Genomic DNA, 13,811 nt, shown 5'->3' with positions numbered 1-13,811 from the left:
GAGCAATGAATTTCCTTTATTGTACGCGCTGCTTTTGTTCTAGCACCATAAATATATTATTAACCTTTACAATTTTCACTTCATAATTCAATTTCATTTCGCTTCTCTTACCATTTTCAGTACCCGCAACGTACGCTACAGCTTGATAGAGAAAACTCTCATCTGTCTCTTCACGTATCTCCTCGTTTGTAAATTTATACTCTAAATCTTGAAAACGATTGGGATAATAATTTTCTATTAATTGTTCATACCCTCTATTTAAAAATAGTTCTTCACCTTTTCGTTTCACATCTTCTTTATTATTAAACTCAAACACGGATAGTTGCTCGGTCACAAAATGCTCTCCTACCTTTTTCATTTCATTATGAGTTAAATTTTCTATACTTTTGTTCTTTAATTCCTTATTTAACTCGTACTGATCAATCGGTTTAAAGGTAGCAAAAACCTCCTCTTTATATGACCAAAACAATACAAAAGCGATACATAGAGAAATGATTAACAGTCTTTTTTTCGTAATACTCCCGCCCTTCTTCATAATGATAGCTATATTTTAACATATAGAAAGAAAATTCTGATATCATAAAGTAGAATAACTTAACTCAGAAACGAGGAACAATTATGGACTCTTACAAACATTATATAAAAGAAGCTTTGCCTAATCTTTCTATACATTCATATAAACAAAATGAAGAAGGTTGGGATAATGTAGCAATTATAGTAAATGATGAGCTACTGTTTCGTTTCCCGCGAAAACAGGAATATGCAATGCGAATTCCGTTAGAAAAAGAACTATGCACAATTCTCACTCAATCACTACAAGAAATCAAGGTTCCACAATATCACCTAATTTATAAAAATGAATCTGATGAGATTCCTCTTTGTAGTTACTATACTCTCATTCATGGTGAACCATTAAAAACAGAAATAGTTACTACACTAGAAAAACAAGAACGAAAAGCACTTATTACACAATTAGCAACTTTCCTTGCTGTTCTACATAGTATTCCTCTAAAAAGTGTTACAGCGTTAGGATTCCCTATTGAAAAAACACTTACCTACTGGAAAGAGCTACAAACTAAATTAAATCAGTATGTTACTAACAATCTTACTTCGTTCCAGAAATCAGCCTTAAATCGTTTATTCGAGAATTTCTTTGCCTGTCTAGCTACATCTAAATTTCAAAATACAATCATTCACGCTGATTTTACACATCATCACATTTTATTTAACAAGCAGAACAAACACATTTCAGGTGTTATCGATTTTGGTGATGCGCAAATTGGCGATCCTGCTTTTGATTTTGCAGGACTATATTATGATTTCGGACATGAGTTTACTACATCTGTATATGAACAGTACAGTACACTTATTTCTCATCATGATCCATTACTCATTCACCGCATTACTACCTTTTATCAATATAGTCCTTTACTACATAATATTATTTATAACTTTGAATCAGAGAATGAACTCGAATTCATTACAAGTACAGAACAACTAAAAACGATATTACAGGGATGAGATTACATTCTCTCCCTATATACTCTCTCCTCATACATCATTAACTTTTTATCCATTTCAACAATAACTTTATACAATTGAAATGCCTGTAAAATTTGCAGTTGAATTTCAAAAGGAGCATTTTGTTCTTTTAACCATTGAAATACTTTCGTTTCATCTTTCATTGATTATTCCTCCCTTTATCCCGCTATTTGCGGGTAGCCCGATTGACCCCCACTGATTAAAGTTTCACTTTATTAAAATCTGCTACAAATATACCGTAAATGATGAAAAGCTTTTCATGTCAATAACAGAAAAGGATGCAAAATTGCATCCTTTAATGTACTATATTTTTCTTCTGTTTCGCTTCTTTCTTTACTTCTTCCCCTTGGCATTCACTACGAAACGCACAACTTATACACTCAGAACGAAAATGACGCTCTGTATAATGCTCAGGTTGCTGTAACATTTCTTTCATTCTAGATAAATCAGCCATTCCAGTTATAATATCTTCCTGTTTCGGAATGTACTCATACTTAGTTCCTTCTATTAAATTAATAACTTCAATTTTTCCTGGAAGAACGCCGAAAGCTTTATAACTGAATACTGTCATTAGCTTCTGACAAAGAGCAAGCATTTCCTCATCCGCATCGACAACATACTTTTTAATTACAAACGACTCAGCATTCCACTCACCAACTTCAAATGTCAATGACATGTGGACACCTAACTCTTCCATATATGTTTGAAACTTCTCGTATAAAAACAATGGTGGTGTCTGACTATCATCCCTTTCAACAAACTGTAATAAGTGATCCGTTAGCTTCGCTAATACAATATAGTACTCCGTCTTCGAAGCAAACATATTAATCGTTACTTTTTTCCAATACTTTTCTATTAATATTAAAAGTACAATTTTCGTTTGTTGACCCGCAGGTAGCGTGTAATACTCGTTAATAATTTGATTCACAATCATTTGCGCTATTTGTTGCCATTCAAATGAAGAAGGTTCTCTTCTTTTTATATGACGAAAATAAAATTTATGCGGACACCGCATAAAATCATACAAATGATAATCTGTCATCGTTTTGATTGAGATTTTCTCATGCACTTGCTCTTCAGCTCCCTTCTGCCATTAAGAAAGGTGTTTTACAAATTCAGCTCCAAACTGTAAACATTTTTCTACATCTTCATCTTCTGGCGTTAATTCTACTTTTAGTCCTTCTAACACAACTGTTGCCCCGCGCTCTTGTAGCTTTTCTATTAAAATGTCAACCGCCACTCCGTATTTCGGATAAGCCGAATCACATGATCCGAATACTGCCGCTTTTTTCCCAGTTAAATCAATAGAATCCATTGCATCATAAAAATCTAAGAAATCATCAGGAAGATCACCATCTCCCCAAGTGTAGGCACCTAAAATAATTCCATCATACTGTTCTAATATAGAAGCTTCTGGTGAATCCATAATATCAATAACTTCAATTTCATTTTCTGTTTCACGAATCACGCCGGCAATATGATCAGCCATTTCCTCTGTATTTCCACTCATACTTGCAAAAATCATTACTAACTTACTCAACTGAACCTCTCCCTTTACTTTGTATCTCTTTTTCTGTTTGAATGCTCTTCTTCTCATCTACATATTCAGACCGAATTACATTTCGTTGCCATTCCATATGCTGATCAACATCTTTATTTTTATCTTTTAATCCCCTCCGTAGAAGGTGAAATTTTTTTCTCATTAACATGTCGCATCCATCCTATTGATAATAATTATCAATTTCAACTATATTTAGATTAATTGACATTGATTATCAATGTCAACAACTATTTTTAAAAAAATGATTAAAATGTACAAGCTTGTCCGTTAGCTATTCATATACTATAAATGAGCATAGTTCTTTCTCAGCCCTCTCTGACGGAAAGAAATAAAAGCAACTGCGATAGAGCGCAGTTGCCTTTTTTTGTTTTTCTATGATTTTAGTAATCTTATAGTAGTCTCTAAGAATAGCTCCACTCCACAAATTAATGCTGATTCATCCACGTCAAATTTCGGATGATGATGTGGATAACAAGTATATATATTTTCATTACCTGTTCCTAATTTAATGAAACAACCGGGTGCTTTTCTTAAATATGCTGAAAAATCTTCCCCACCCATAGAAGGTTCAAGCTTCACAACACGCTCATTCCCAAACAAATGTAGTGCACTTTCTTCTACTATTTTCGTAATATATTCATCATTAATAACCGGATCATATCCATATCGATACGTATATGTATACGATCCTCCATGTGCTTCTGTAATTCCTTTCACAATTTTCTCGATTTTCCCTTCTGCTTCCACCCTCAATGCTTGATTAAATGAACGAACAGTTCCCATTAAAGTTGCTGTACTAGGAATAATATTGTCAGCCACTCCCCCATGAAACTGCGTAACTGAAACGACTCTTTGCATGAAAGCACTTGTATTTCTAGATACGATATGTTGTAGATTTGTAATAATCTGCGCTCCGATAGCGATAGGATCAATCGTTTCTTCTGGCCGCGCCGCATGCCCTCCTTTGCCTTGGATCTCAACTGTAAATACGTCTGGTGCTGCCATCATCGGTCCATATACAATTCCTACCTTCCCACTTTCCAAGCCAGACATAACATGTAAACCTATTACATAATCAACACCGTCCATAGCGCCCGCCTCAACCATTTCTTGTCCACCACCAGGGTATACTTCTTCTGCATGCTGAAAGAATAGACGAATTTCCCCTACAAACTCTTCCTTCATATTATTAATCACCTCTGCAGTGCTTAATAATATAGCTGCGTGAGCATCGTGCCCACATGCATGCATCATTCCTTTATTCACAGATGTATAAGATTTACTTGTCTCCTCTTGAATTGGCAAAGCATCTATATCAGCTCGAATCGCAATTACTTTCCCTTGCTTCACACCTCTTTTAATTGCTAGTACACTATACTTCGTCGGTCTCGTTACTTCAAAAGAAGAAAATGAGCATAATGTATCATATATAAATTGCGAAGTTTCTTTTTCATGAAATGATAATTCCGGATACTTATGAAAATGCCTTCTCCATTTCACGATATTTTCTTCCGAAATTAGACCCTTCCACACTCTATTCATGATAATTTCCTCCTTTTCAAAAGAACTAGAAATTTTACTCCGTCTTAAATGATTAATAAAAACAAATACTGCATTTTTACGTATTCTTATAGTCCACTTTTATGTATTCACACAATCCACTTTCTATTTACATGTCAAACCCATTACAAATTCATGCTGAATGTAATATAATTGCTAAGTTAGGGATTTTCTTTTTTAGTATTTAGTGCTAATATCAGAAAAGAGCCTTTTGACTTATTTTTACCTAAAATGTGGGATTTTGTTTTTTTCACAATAATGTAGGACATGATACCTACAAAGAGCTATTATTTCATTAAGAGAGGGAAAGACATGGAAAGATTAAAAGAGATATGGTCTCGACCACTCACACAATGGGTTGCAAAGACGGTTTATTATCTTGCAATTTTATTTGCATTACTTTGGTTGTATGGATTCCATGATACAAACACAAGTACATTTATTTACAATGAATTCTAGGGTGGGAACGTTATGAAGTTATTAGAACAAATTGAAAAGTGGGCTATTGAAACGCCTGATCAAACCGCTTTTGTTTGGCGAGATGCGAAAATTACGTACAAACAATTAAAGGAAGATTCTGATGCGTTAGCACATTGGATTTCTTCTGAGTATCCAGACGATCGTTCACCAATTATGGTGTATGGCCATATGCAACCTGAAATGATTATTAACTTTTTAGGATGTGTAAAAGCTGGACATGCTTACATTCCTGTAGATTTATCTATCCCAGCTGATCGTGTACAACGTATCGCTGAAAATTCTGGTGCGAAATTGCTTTTATCGGCAGCAGAAGTAACTGTAACTGATTTGCCAGTTCGCATCGTAAGTGAAGACAACTTAAAAGATATTTTCTTTACTCATAAAGGGAACACTCCAAATCCTGAACATGCGGTAAAAGGTGATGAGAACTTCTACATTATTTACACATCAGGAAGCACAGGTAATCCGAAAGGGGTTCAGATTACTTATAACTGCCTTGTTAGCTTTACAAAATGGGCTGTAGAAGATTTCAACTTACAAACAGGGCAAGTATTCTTAAACCAAGCACCTTTCTCATTCGATTTATCTGTTATGGATATTTACCCATCATTAGTAACAGGTGGTACGCTTTGGGCAATCGATAAAGATATGATTGCGCGTCCAAAAGACTTGTTTGCTTCTTTAGAGCAATCGGATATACAAGTATGGACTTCCACACCTTCTTTCGCAGAGATGTGTTTAATGGAAGCATCTTTCTCTGAGAATATGCTACCAAACATGAAAACATTCTTATTCTGCGGTGAAGTGTTACCAAATGAAGTAGCTAGAAAATTAATTGAGCGTTTCCCAAATGCAACAATTATGAATACGTACGGTCCAACAGAAGCTACTGTCGCTGTAACAGGTATTCACGTGACAGTAGAGGTACTTGATCAATACAAATCACTTCCAGTTGGCTACTGTAAATCAGACTGTCGCCTTCTTATTATGAAAGAAGATGGTACGATTGCACCTGATGGTGAAAAAGGCGAAATCGTAATTGTCGGTCCAAGCGTAAGCGTTGGATATTTAGGAAGCCCTGAATTAACAGAAAAAGCATTTACTATGATTGACGGTGAGCGCGCCTATAAAACAGGCGATGCTGGCTATGTTGAAAATGGTCTTCTATTCTATAATGGTCGTCTTGATTTCCAAATTAAGCTGCATGGTTATCGAATGGAATTAGAAGAAATTGAGCATCACCTTCGTGCGTGTTCTTACGTAGAAGGTGCAGTTATCGTTCCAATTAAAAAAGGTGAGAAATACGATTATTTATTAGCGGTTGTTGTTCCTGGAGAACATTCGTTTGAAAAAGAATTCAAATTAACATCTGCAATCAAAAAAGAACTCAATGAGCGATTACCAAACTACATGATTCCACGTAAATTCATGTATCAATCTTCTATTCCAATGACACCAAATGGAAAGGTAGATCGCAAAAAATTATTGAGTGAGGTTACAGCATGACCGCATATGGATCATTTTATTTTTTCGCTATAGTGGGCATTTTATTAATACCTACTATCATAGCTGGATTAAAAGGTAAAATGTTGCGTAAATATAATGCCGTTTTAACATTAGTCATGCTTGCTATTATCTTCTCAGATAAACCGAAGCAAGCGATTATGTTAGCTGCATTTATTATTTGGCAATATGCCCTGATTAAAGGCTATTTACTTTTAAGAAAACAAAACAATAGTACATTCATGTTTTGTATAGCTGTTGTTTTATCGATTTTGCCACTTATTTTGGCAAAAATCGCACCATTTGCATCGTTATTACCTGAGTTAAAACTTGTTGTTTTTCTAGGTATATCTTACGTAACATTCAGAGCAGTTCAAATGGTATTTGAAGTTCGTGATGGTTTAATTAAAGAGCTTTCTTTCTTTAACTTCTGGGAATTCGTTTTATTCTTCCCTGCGATTTCAACAGGACCTATCGATCGTTACCGAAGATTCCAAAAAGATATTCAAAAGCCACCTAGCGCTGAAGAATATCAAAATTTACTATATACAGGACTAAATCGTATTTTCCAAGGTTTCTTGTATAAATTTATTATTGCTTACTTAATAAAACAATATTGTATGGATCCAGCATTCGCTCAACACGATACAATCTTTTCAAATATGATTTACATGTATAGCTATAGCTTATATCTATTCTTTGATTTTGCTGGTTATAGCTCTTTTGTAATTGGTGTAAGTTATATGATGGGAATTAAAACGCCAGAAAACTTTAATAAGCCCTTCCTTAGTCGTAATATTAAAGACTTCTGGAACCGCTGGCACATGAGTTTATCATTCTGGTTCCGTGATTTTATTTACATGCGTTTCGTCTTTTTTGCAACGAAGAAAAAGTTAATTAAGAACCGTTACACAATTTCGTATATCGGTGCATTTTTAAATTTTTTCATTATGGGAATTTGGCATATCCAAGGAAGCGCTGTTGCGCAGTATATTATTTATGGTCTATATCATGCCGCACTGTTTATTTTATTCGATATTTTCGAACGAAAAAACAAGAAGCATAAGTTTTGGCCCAACAATAAATTTACACGCATCCTTGCGATTGTAATTACGTTCCACGTTGTATGTTTCGGTTTCCTAATCTTCTCTGGACACCTTAACAGATACTTTTAATGCACCCTTCTTATTCCATTAAGAAGTTGCACATATAATATATTTCGGATATAAAGGAGATTTTAAAAATGGCAGAATTCAAAGAGCAAGTATTAGATATTTTAGAAGAAGTATGTGAAAACGATATTGTGAAAGAAAACTTAGATGTTCAATTATTTGAAGAAGGTATTCTTGATTCTTTCGCTGTAGTATCTTTATTAGTTGAATTCCAAGAGCGTTTAGATATTGAAGTTTCTATTTCTGATTTTGACCGTGACGAGTGGGCTACACCAAACATGGTTATTAAGAAGTTGGAAGAAATCCGATGAACAAAGCAAAATTTGGTCCGATGCTTTTAGCATTGGCCCTTTTTGCTGTATTCTTACTTATTCCAACGCGCTTTCTACTTCCACTTTTAAGTGATGAAAAAGTAGAACAAGCTGCTACTTCTTTAAAAGAAGAAAAGATTCAAAGTATGATTTTACAGCAAAAGATGTTAGCAGATCCAAAATATCTTCCGATGTACGGTTCATCGGAATTCGCACGTATGGATGCTTTCCATCCATCTAATTATTTTAAAGTAAAGCCTGAAGGATTTACGCCATTCCTTCTTGGACGCGGCGGAACACAAGACATTGTACATGTGTTAAACTTCGCATCTACAATGGATCAATTGAAAGATAAGAAAATGGTATTCGTTCTTTCTCCGCAATGGTTTGTACCACAAGGTATTGACGAGACGCACTTTGCACCTAACTTTTCAAAACAACAAGGTTACCACTTCATTTTCAACAATGATTTAAAACCTGAAATGAAAAAACAAATTGCAAAGCGTTTATTAAACTTTGAGATTGTAAAAAAAGAAACTTTATTAAAAATTTCGCTTGAAGGTATCGCTTATGATGATACGAAGTATAAAGTAAAAGCACTTGCTGCTAAACCTTTCGCTTATATTTATCGTAATATTTTAGATCGTAAAGATTTATTTACAGCTATGTTTAATATTAAACCGCACAAAGAAAAGCTTGATCCTTCATTAAAACAAATGAACTGGGAAGAGGCTCGTAAACATGCGGATCAAACAGGTGCAGTAGAATCTGGATCTAATGAATACGGTATTGAAGATGATTATTTCAATAGCAAAATTAAGAAAAAATTAAAGCAACGTGAAGGTTACTTAAAAAATGATGCTTATGACCAATCGCCAGAATATGAAGATTTACAAATTGTACTTGATTTATTAAAACAATCTGGTGCAAAACCACTCTTCATTTCTGTTCCTGTAAAAGGTCCTTGGTACGACTACGCTGGCTTCCCGAAAGAACGCCGCGAAGCATACTATAAGAAAGTTCATGAGCAAATTGAAAAAGCTGGTTATCCAATTGCCGACTTCTCAAATCATGAATACGATAAATACTTCTTAAAAGATCATATGCACTTAGGTTGGAAAGGCTGGGTTTACATCGACGAAGCCATCCAACAATTTTATAAAGCAAACTAATGAAAAGGCCACTTGAATTACTCAAGTGGTCTTTTTGTATATATTTTGTAATTGCTCGATTGCATTCTCCGCTTCTTTCATAACTCGCTCCACTACATGCTGAGCTGATTCGATTCGTGCCAACGATGCTGCCTGTCCTGCCCAAAGTGACATATATTCTTCCTTATTTTGCTTCGCTGCCTCTTGGCGTATTTTAGAAGTTAATACGTTTTGCACTGGATACATCGGAAGCCCTTCTTCTTTTCCTTCATGTCTCTCTATAAATTCATTCCGGATACCCCGTGCATATTTCCCGGAAAACGCACGAGTTACAGTTGTGCTCGTATCTGTACTATGTAAAACCGCTTCTTTATACACATCGTGCGTAACACTCTCTTCACTTGTTAAAAAGGCCGATCCCATTTGAACACCTTCTGCTCCTAGTGCCAATGCCGCAACAAGCCCTTGCCCGCTCATTACAGCACCTGCTGCGACAATTGGGATATGCGGAACAGCTTCTACTAACTGAGGTATTAACGCAAACGTACCAATCATAGCATCTCGTTCTTCCCCAATAAACGTTCCTCTATGCCCTCCTGCTTCGCTACCTTGCCCGATAATAATATCTACTCCTAGCTCAGCAAGTACTTTCGCTTCCTTCACATGGGTAGCTGTTCCGATAACTTTTATTCCACTTCTTTTTAAAGCATTTATTTCTTCTTTTTCTAACGTTTGAAATGCAAAACTAACGACCGGTACTTTTTCATCTAATAGCACTTGTAATTGTTCCTTATAGCTTTTTGGAAGCTTTAACGTCCCCTCTACTTCTATACCTAATTCTCTATTCACTCCACTTAGTAATACTTTCGCCTCATTTATCTTCTCTTCTTCTATTTGTATCTCTTTCGTTACAAGTAAATTAACACCGAAAGGCTTATCTGTTAGTTCTCTTATTCTATAAATCGCTTCACGAATTTGTTCTGGGCTCATATAGCCCGCTCCAAGCGTCCCTAATCCTCCGCTATTACTTACTGCTGCAACAAGTTCTGGCGTCGTAATCGCGCCTGCCATACCGGCTTGAACGACTGGATACTCAATTTTTAATATGTCTGTTACTCGACTTGTAAACATCATTTTCCCTCCTATTTCCTTTATATCTTCTTTATTTGATAAGCTTTCCCCTGCTTTTGCAAGGGTTGGACCTCAAATGAAGCGAATATATTGAAAGAGAAGGAGGCTGAGCTTAATGATTTATCCAAATGCATTAAAACAAGGTGATACAGTAATGATTATTGCACCATCTGGTCCACCTACAATCGAAAATGTATTAAAAGGTGTGAATGTATTAAAAGAGATGGGGTTATCCGTAATAATCGGGAAGAGTGTTTACGAGAAATATGGATTTTTAGCCGGAAGTGATCAAGTTCGGCTTGACGATATACATGAAGCATTTACAAATAATGAAGTGAAGGCAATTTTTTGTGCACGAGGTGGTTATGGAAGTGCTCGTCTTCTTCCTCACATTCAATATGAAGTTATTAGGCAGAATCAAAAAATCTTTTGGGGATATAGCGACATTACAGCTTTACATACTGCTTTTTCACGTTATGCAAAGCTTATAACATTTCATGGTCCGATGATTGAAGAACTAGGAAAAGGTATTGATTCCCTATCTTTATCCTCTTTTAATCAGCTATTCCATCCGTATTCAACCATTTTATCTGCATCAGAATGTATCGTACCTAGCTCTCACAGTACAGTTACAAGTACGTTAGTTGGAGGAAATTTAGCTGTGTTAACAAGTATAATTGGTTCGCCCTACGAGATAAATACGGACAATACACTTTTATTACTTGAAGACATTGGTGAAGAACCGTACCGCATTGACCGTATGTTAAATCAGCTACTTTTATCTGGAAAGTTTAATGAATGCAGGGGCGTTATTTTCACAAGTTGTCACGACTGCACTCCTTCAAAGCCATCTCAATCATTGCAAACAATATTATATGAATATTTCGCGCCATATCATATACCTGTCCTATTCGATTTACCAATTGGACATATAAGTCCAAACTTCGGTATTCCACTTGGAGCTACAGCGACAATAAACACGAATAATAAAACAGTCTCTATTTCTTCTGGTATAGCCACTCCATATTCAAATTAAAAAGGAAAAGCGATTACGCTTTTCCTTTTACTTATAATAATTAAAAATTCGTCCAGATGCGATATCTGCAATTTCTTCTGGAATAAATGTTTTACTTATATCAGTGCCAACATTTAATACAGCTGTAGCATCTTTCTCAATGCTACCAAATAACTCTTTCCCACGTATCGTAATAAGGGGCGTTCCTTCTGGCAACACATCTTTTACAAATTCCATTTGTGTAAAGAACGGAACGATCCATCTACCTTCTCCTTGGAAATGACGCAAACGAAGTATTCCTTCTGTTGCCCCGTCCTCTGCTTCTAGTGAACCAGCAACATAAAACTCAGTAGATAAGAGTAATTCATAAAATTCCTTTTGCTTCTGTTTATCATCCCCTGCTACAACAAGTACCTCTTCTAATTTCTTTACTGAAATTTGCTCCATATGATGCCACCCCTATTTTCAAAATGATTGTACTTAGATTATACGAAATATTCTTATTTTTTTCTACATAATTCGCAATTATTTTCTTAAAATAATTTTAATACTTCTTTTGTCTTCACAATCGTAGCAAACTCTTCATGTAAATTTACAAGTGTCATATTGTGAATATCCTCTGCACTATACTCCTTACCATCTAAACCTTTACGGTTAAAAGTAGCCGTTGCATCACTCACTAAATATGTTGTAAATCCTAAATTCCCTGCCATTCGTGTCGTAGTTTCCACGCAATGATTTGTCGTTAATCCTACAACCACTACTGCATTACATTTGTTCTTTCTTAATCGCTCTTCTAAATTTGTCCCAATGAACGCGCTGTTAACGAATTTCTGAATAACCACTTCACCAAGTAGTGGTTGCACTTCTTCTTTAAAGTTTACCGTTTCCGCTCTCTCATAAAACATTGACTGAGCATTTTCTTTATTTACATGTTGAATATGAAAAACTGGTCGTTTCCTTTTTCTCCATTCTTCTAACAAAATTCTCATGTTTTCTTCAGCAAAAATATTATTTCTCTCGCCCCAATCTGGTAATTGAAATGCCTTTTGTACATCGATCATGATAAGTGCTATTTGATTTGTCATCATTTCCCCCTTAATTTGGCTGTAATTGAAATAGAAAACCAAGTTGTTGTGACGCAGTAATAAAGCAAACATAGGCGCAAAGCTCTACAATTTCTTTTTCTGTCCAATATTGTTTTAATGCGTGAAACATAGTATCATCTATTGCTTTTCGGTCATGAACAAATGTATGCGCAAAAGTAACGGCTACACCAATCTCCTCTGCCTTTTGCACATCATCTGGTCTTCCCTTTGCCATACAGTACGGACATTCATTCCCATACGCTAATGTTCTTCTCACTTGCTCCTTCAACTCTGCTGAAAGAGTTCCTTTATTGTACAGTGTATCTTCTAACTTACTCCACGAGTGTAATATATCCGAATTATGCCCTAATAACTTTTGAAACTTTGTATCTCCTACATTTGATAATGAAATTCTCTCCATCATTTCCCCTCCTATTTCCTTCTGTTTTATTGTAAAATAAATAACGTTCACTTTACATTTCATATGAATCTTAATTTATATTTTCCCTTTACAAAAATCATTATTTTACTGGAGGTATATTTACAAATGCAATTAGACCGTGTTGATCGAAAAATTTTAAATGAATTATATAATGATAGTCGCCTTTCGATGCGTGAATTGGCTAAACGAGTAAACTTATCTGCTCCGTCTACTTCAGAACGTGTTCGTAAGCTCGAAAGCGAAGGTGTTATTCAAAAATACACAATTGATATTGATTATAAAAAGGCAGGACTAGTTTTAGATTGTATTTTAGAAATCACCTTAAAGAATGGTGATACAACACGTATGCAACAATTTATTCAGTCTTATCCATCTGCAAGTTTTTGTTACCGAGTAACAGGAAGCTTATGCTACATTGTAAAAATTTCTGTTCCTTCACTCGTTGAACTTGAAGAATTTATCAATGATGTTTCTTCATATGCAACGACAGTTTCTCATATCGTATTATCAGAAGTATCTCTTACTCCTGATATTGAACATATCTTCCCAGAAGATTAATTTATTTTTATTCATAAAATATAAAAAAACCCCTTACAATAAGAATAAAAATAATATATTATGTATTAAAATACATAAAGTTCGAGAAAGGGGCTTTACATTGAAAATCTGGTTTTATGAAAAAACGGCACAATTAGATGACTTGCTTGGTATTTGGGATAATGTTCCAACCATCCCGCGAATTGGTGAAAAAGTGGAGATTTTAAAGACGGTCCGCACTGTTACAGATATTAAATATGTAAAGAACGGTAATAATTTTCGTGTAGAAATTATTACAAATTAAAAAGTAGCTCCTAA

General features: G+C 35.1%; 19 protein-coding genes. 9 read left to right on the top strand and 10 right to left on the bottom strand.

What is annotated here, in order from left to right:
* Window positions 1-16: 16 nt before the first annotated feature.
* Window positions 17-535 carry a hypothetical protein gene (locus tag AC241_RS07000; protein WP_029441798.1) on the bottom strand — a complete coding sequence of 173 codons (519 nt, stop codon included), beginning with the start codon at window positions 533-535 and terminating at the stop codon, window positions 17-19.
* An 83-nt stretch (window positions 536-618) separates the two neighbouring features.
* Between AC241_RS07000 and AC241_RS06995 the strand changes: the two genes are divergently transcribed.
* The gene (locus tag AC241_RS06995; RefSeq protein WP_050842952.1) at window positions 619-1,521 is read left to right on the top strand and encodes an aminoglycoside phosphotransferase family protein; all 903 of its coding nucleotides are present in this window, start codon (window positions 619-621) and stop codon (window positions 1,519-1,521) included.
* A gap of 2 nt (window positions 1,522-1,523) precedes the next feature.
* Here AC241_RS06995 and AC241_RS34690 read toward each other — a convergent pair whose 3' ends face one another.
* The 5 genes from AC241_RS34690 to AC241_RS06970 form a co-directional block, all read right to left on the bottom strand.
* The gene (locus tag AC241_RS34690) at window positions 1,524-1,685 is read right to left on the bottom strand and encodes a hypothetical protein (protein WP_000651086.1); all 162 of its coding nucleotides are present in this window, start codon (window positions 1,683-1,685) and stop codon (window positions 1,524-1,526) included.
* A gap of 152 nt (window positions 1,686-1,837) precedes the next feature.
* Entirely contained in the window at window positions 1,838-2,611 is a 774-nt protein-coding gene (locus tag AC241_RS06985; RefSeq protein ID WP_050842950.1) for a hypothetical protein, read from the bottom strand.
* Window positions 2,612-2,635: 24 nt separating this feature from the next.
* The gene (locus AC241_RS06980) at window positions 2,636-3,082 is read right to left on the bottom strand and encodes a flavodoxin (protein WP_050842948.1); all 447 of its coding nucleotides are present in this window, start codon (window positions 3,080-3,082) and stop codon (window positions 2,636-2,638) included.
* Window positions 3,075-3,251 (bottom strand): hypothetical protein, encoded by a 177-nt coding sequence (locus tag AC241_RS34685; protein WP_000929009.1) that lies wholly within the window; start codon window positions 3,249-3,251, stop codon window positions 3,075-3,077. Before AC241_RS34685 ends, AC241_RS06980 begins: the two co-directional genes overlap by 8 nt.
* Window positions 3,252-3,475: 224 nt before the next feature.
* Entirely contained in the window at window positions 3,476-4,645 is a 1,170-nt protein-coding gene (locus AC241_RS06970) for an amidohydrolase (RefSeq protein WP_050842946.1), read from the bottom strand.
* A gap of 330 nt (window positions 4,646-4,975) precedes the next feature.
* Between AC241_RS06970 and AC241_RS06965 the strand changes: the two genes are divergently transcribed.
* The 5 genes from AC241_RS06965 (at window position 4,976) to dltD (ending at window position 9,301) form a co-directional block, all read left to right on the top strand.
* Entirely contained in the window at window positions 4,976-5,122 is a 147-nt protein-coding gene (locus AC241_RS06965; protein WP_000440293.1) for a teichoic acid D-Ala incorporation-associated protein DltX, read from the top strand.
* Window positions 5,123-5,134: 12 nt separating this feature from the next.
* Window positions 5,135-6,649, top strand: coding sequence for a D-alanine--poly(phosphoribitol) ligase subunit DltA (gene dltA / locus AC241_RS06960; RefSeq protein ID WP_050842944.1), 1,515 nt, complete (start codon window positions 5,135-5,137; stop codon window positions 6,647-6,649).
* On the top strand, window positions 6,646-7,821 hold the full coding sequence (dltB, locus tag AC241_RS06955) for a D-alanyl-lipoteichoic acid biosynthesis protein DltB (protein ID WP_050842942.1): 1,176 nt from the start codon (window positions 6,646-6,648) through the stop codon (window positions 7,819-7,821). Before dltA ends, dltB begins: the two co-directional genes overlap by 4 nt.
* A 68-nt stretch (window positions 7,822-7,889) precedes the next feature.
* Window positions 7,890-8,129, top strand: coding sequence for a D-alanine--poly(phosphoribitol) ligase subunit DltC (gene dltC / locus AC241_RS06950; RefSeq protein WP_000807310.1), 240 nt, complete (start codon window positions 7,890-7,892; stop codon window positions 8,127-8,129).
* Window positions 8,126-9,301: a D-alanyl-lipoteichoic acid biosynthesis protein DltD gene (gene dltD / locus AC241_RS06945; RefSeq protein ID WP_050842940.1), complete on the top strand. Its 1,176-nt coding sequence runs from the start codon at window positions 8,126-8,128 to the stop codon at window positions 9,299-9,301. The genes dltC and dltD overlap by 4 nt, the downstream gene beginning before the upstream one ends.
* A 21-nt stretch (window positions 9,302-9,322) precedes the next feature.
* Here the strand turns inward: dltD and AC241_RS06940 are convergent, their stop codons facing one another.
* Window positions 9,323-10,411, bottom strand: coding sequence for an NAD(P)H-dependent flavin oxidoreductase (locus AC241_RS06940; RefSeq protein WP_043936094.1), 1,089 nt, complete (start codon window positions 10,409-10,411; stop codon window positions 9,323-9,325).
* A gap of 115 nt (window positions 10,412-10,526) precedes the next feature.
* Here AC241_RS06940 and AC241_RS06935 point away from each other — a divergent pair, with 115 nt between their 5' ends.
* Complete coding sequence (locus tag AC241_RS06935; protein ID WP_050842937.1) at window positions 10,527-11,447, top strand: S66 peptidase family protein; 921 nt, start codon at window positions 10,527-10,529, stop codon at window positions 11,445-11,447.
* 27 nt (window positions 11,448-11,474) lie between these two features.
* On the opposite strand, the gene AC241_RS06930 is transcribed toward AC241_RS06935, so the two are convergent.
* From AC241_RS06930 to AC241_RS06920, 3 genes are all read right to left on the bottom strand, one after another.
* Window positions 11,475-11,873, bottom strand: coding sequence for an SseB family protein (locus AC241_RS06930; protein ID WP_000435265.1), 399 nt, complete (start codon window positions 11,871-11,873; stop codon window positions 11,475-11,477).
* Between the two features lie 86 nt (window positions 11,874-11,959).
* Window positions 11,960-12,514: a cysteine hydrolase family protein gene (locus AC241_RS06925; RefSeq protein ID WP_029441792.1), complete on the bottom strand. Its 555-nt coding sequence runs from the start codon at window positions 12,512-12,514 to the stop codon at window positions 11,960-11,962.
* 10 nt (window positions 12,515-12,524) lie between these two features.
* Window positions 12,525-12,935, bottom strand: a complete 411-nt coding sequence (locus tag AC241_RS06920; protein ID WP_016082359.1) for a carboxymuconolactone decarboxylase family protein — start codon at window positions 12,933-12,935, stop codon at window positions 12,525-12,527.
* 126 nt (window positions 12,936-13,061) lie between these two features.
* On the opposite strand from AC241_RS06920, the gene AC241_RS06915 reads away from it, so the two are divergent.
* Together AC241_RS06915 and AC241_RS06910 are read left to right on the top strand one after the other, a co-directional pair.
* Window positions 13,062-13,514, top strand: coding sequence for an Lrp/AsnC family transcriptional regulator (locus AC241_RS06915; RefSeq protein ID WP_001175505.1), 453 nt, complete (start codon window positions 13,062-13,064; stop codon window positions 13,512-13,514).
* A gap of 100 nt (window positions 13,515-13,614) precedes the next feature.
* Window positions 13,615-13,797, top strand: coding sequence for a DUF3913 family protein (locus AC241_RS06910; protein ID WP_000707107.1), 183 nt, complete (start codon window positions 13,615-13,617; stop codon window positions 13,795-13,797).
* The last annotated feature ends 14 nt before the right edge of the window (window positions 13,798-13,811 follow it).

The sequence above is a fragment of the Bacillus thuringiensis genome (assembly GCF_001182785.1).
In the GTDB taxonomy this organism is placed as follows: domain Bacteria; phylum Bacillota; class Bacilli; order Bacillales; family Bacillaceae_G; genus Bacillus_A; species Bacillus_A thuringiensis_S.
This window is presented reverse-complemented; position numbering and strand designations above follow the sequence as displayed.

Coding starts and splice junctions, on each gene's coding strand:
- AC241_RS07000 (WP_029441798.1), bottom strand. CDS start 535: ATGAAGAAGGGCGGGAGTATTACGAAAAAAAGACTGTTAATCATTTCT.
- AC241_RS06995 (WP_050842952.1), top strand. CDS start 619: ATGGACTCTTACAAACATTATATAAAAGAAGCTTTGCCTAATCTTTCT.
- AC241_RS34690 (WP_000651086.1), bottom strand. CDS start 1,685: ATGAAAGATGAAACGAAAGTATTTCAATGGTTAAAAGAACAAAATGCT.
- AC241_RS34685 (WP_000929009.1), bottom strand. CDS start 3,251: ATGTTAATGAGAAAAAAATTTCACCTTCTACGGAGGGGATTAAAAGAT.
- AC241_RS06970 (WP_050842946.1), bottom strand. CDS start 4,645: ATGAATAGAGTGTGGAAGGGTCTAATTTCGGAAGAAAATATCGTGAAA.
- AC241_RS06965 (WP_000440293.1), top strand. CDS start 4,976: ATGGAAAGATTAAAAGAGATATGGTCTCGACCACTCACACAATGGGTT.
- dltA (WP_050842944.1), top strand. CDS start 5,135: ATGAAGTTATTAGAACAAATTGAAAAGTGGGCTATTGAAACGCCTGAT.
- dltB (WP_050842942.1), top strand. CDS start 6,646: ATGACCGCATATGGATCATTTTATTTTTTCGCTATAGTGGGCATTTTA.
- dltC (WP_000807310.1), top strand. CDS start 7,890: ATGGCAGAATTCAAAGAGCAAGTATTAGATATTTTAGAAGAAGTATGT.
- dltD (WP_050842940.1), top strand. CDS start 8,126: ATGAACAAAGCAAAATTTGGTCCGATGCTTTTAGCATTGGCCCTTTTT.
- AC241_RS06940 (WP_043936094.1), bottom strand. CDS start 10,411: ATGTTTACAAGTCGAGTAACAGACATATTAAAAATTGAGTATCCAGTC.
- AC241_RS06935 (WP_050842937.1), top strand. CDS start 10,527: ATGATTTATCCAAATGCATTAAAACAAGGTGATACAGTAATGATTATT.
- AC241_RS06930 (WP_000435265.1), bottom strand. CDS start 11,873: ATGGAGCAAATTTCAGTAAAGAAATTAGAAGAGGTACTTGTTGTAGCA.
- AC241_RS06925 (WP_029441792.1), bottom strand. CDS start 12,514: ATGACAAATCAAATAGCACTTATCATGATCGATGTACAAAAGGCATTT.
- AC241_RS06920 (WP_016082359.1), bottom strand. CDS start 12,935: ATGGAGAGAATTTCATTATCAAATGTAGGAGATACAAAGTTTCAAAAG.
- AC241_RS06915 (WP_001175505.1), top strand. CDS start 13,062: ATGCAATTAGACCGTGTTGATCGAAAAATTTTAAATGAATTATATAAT.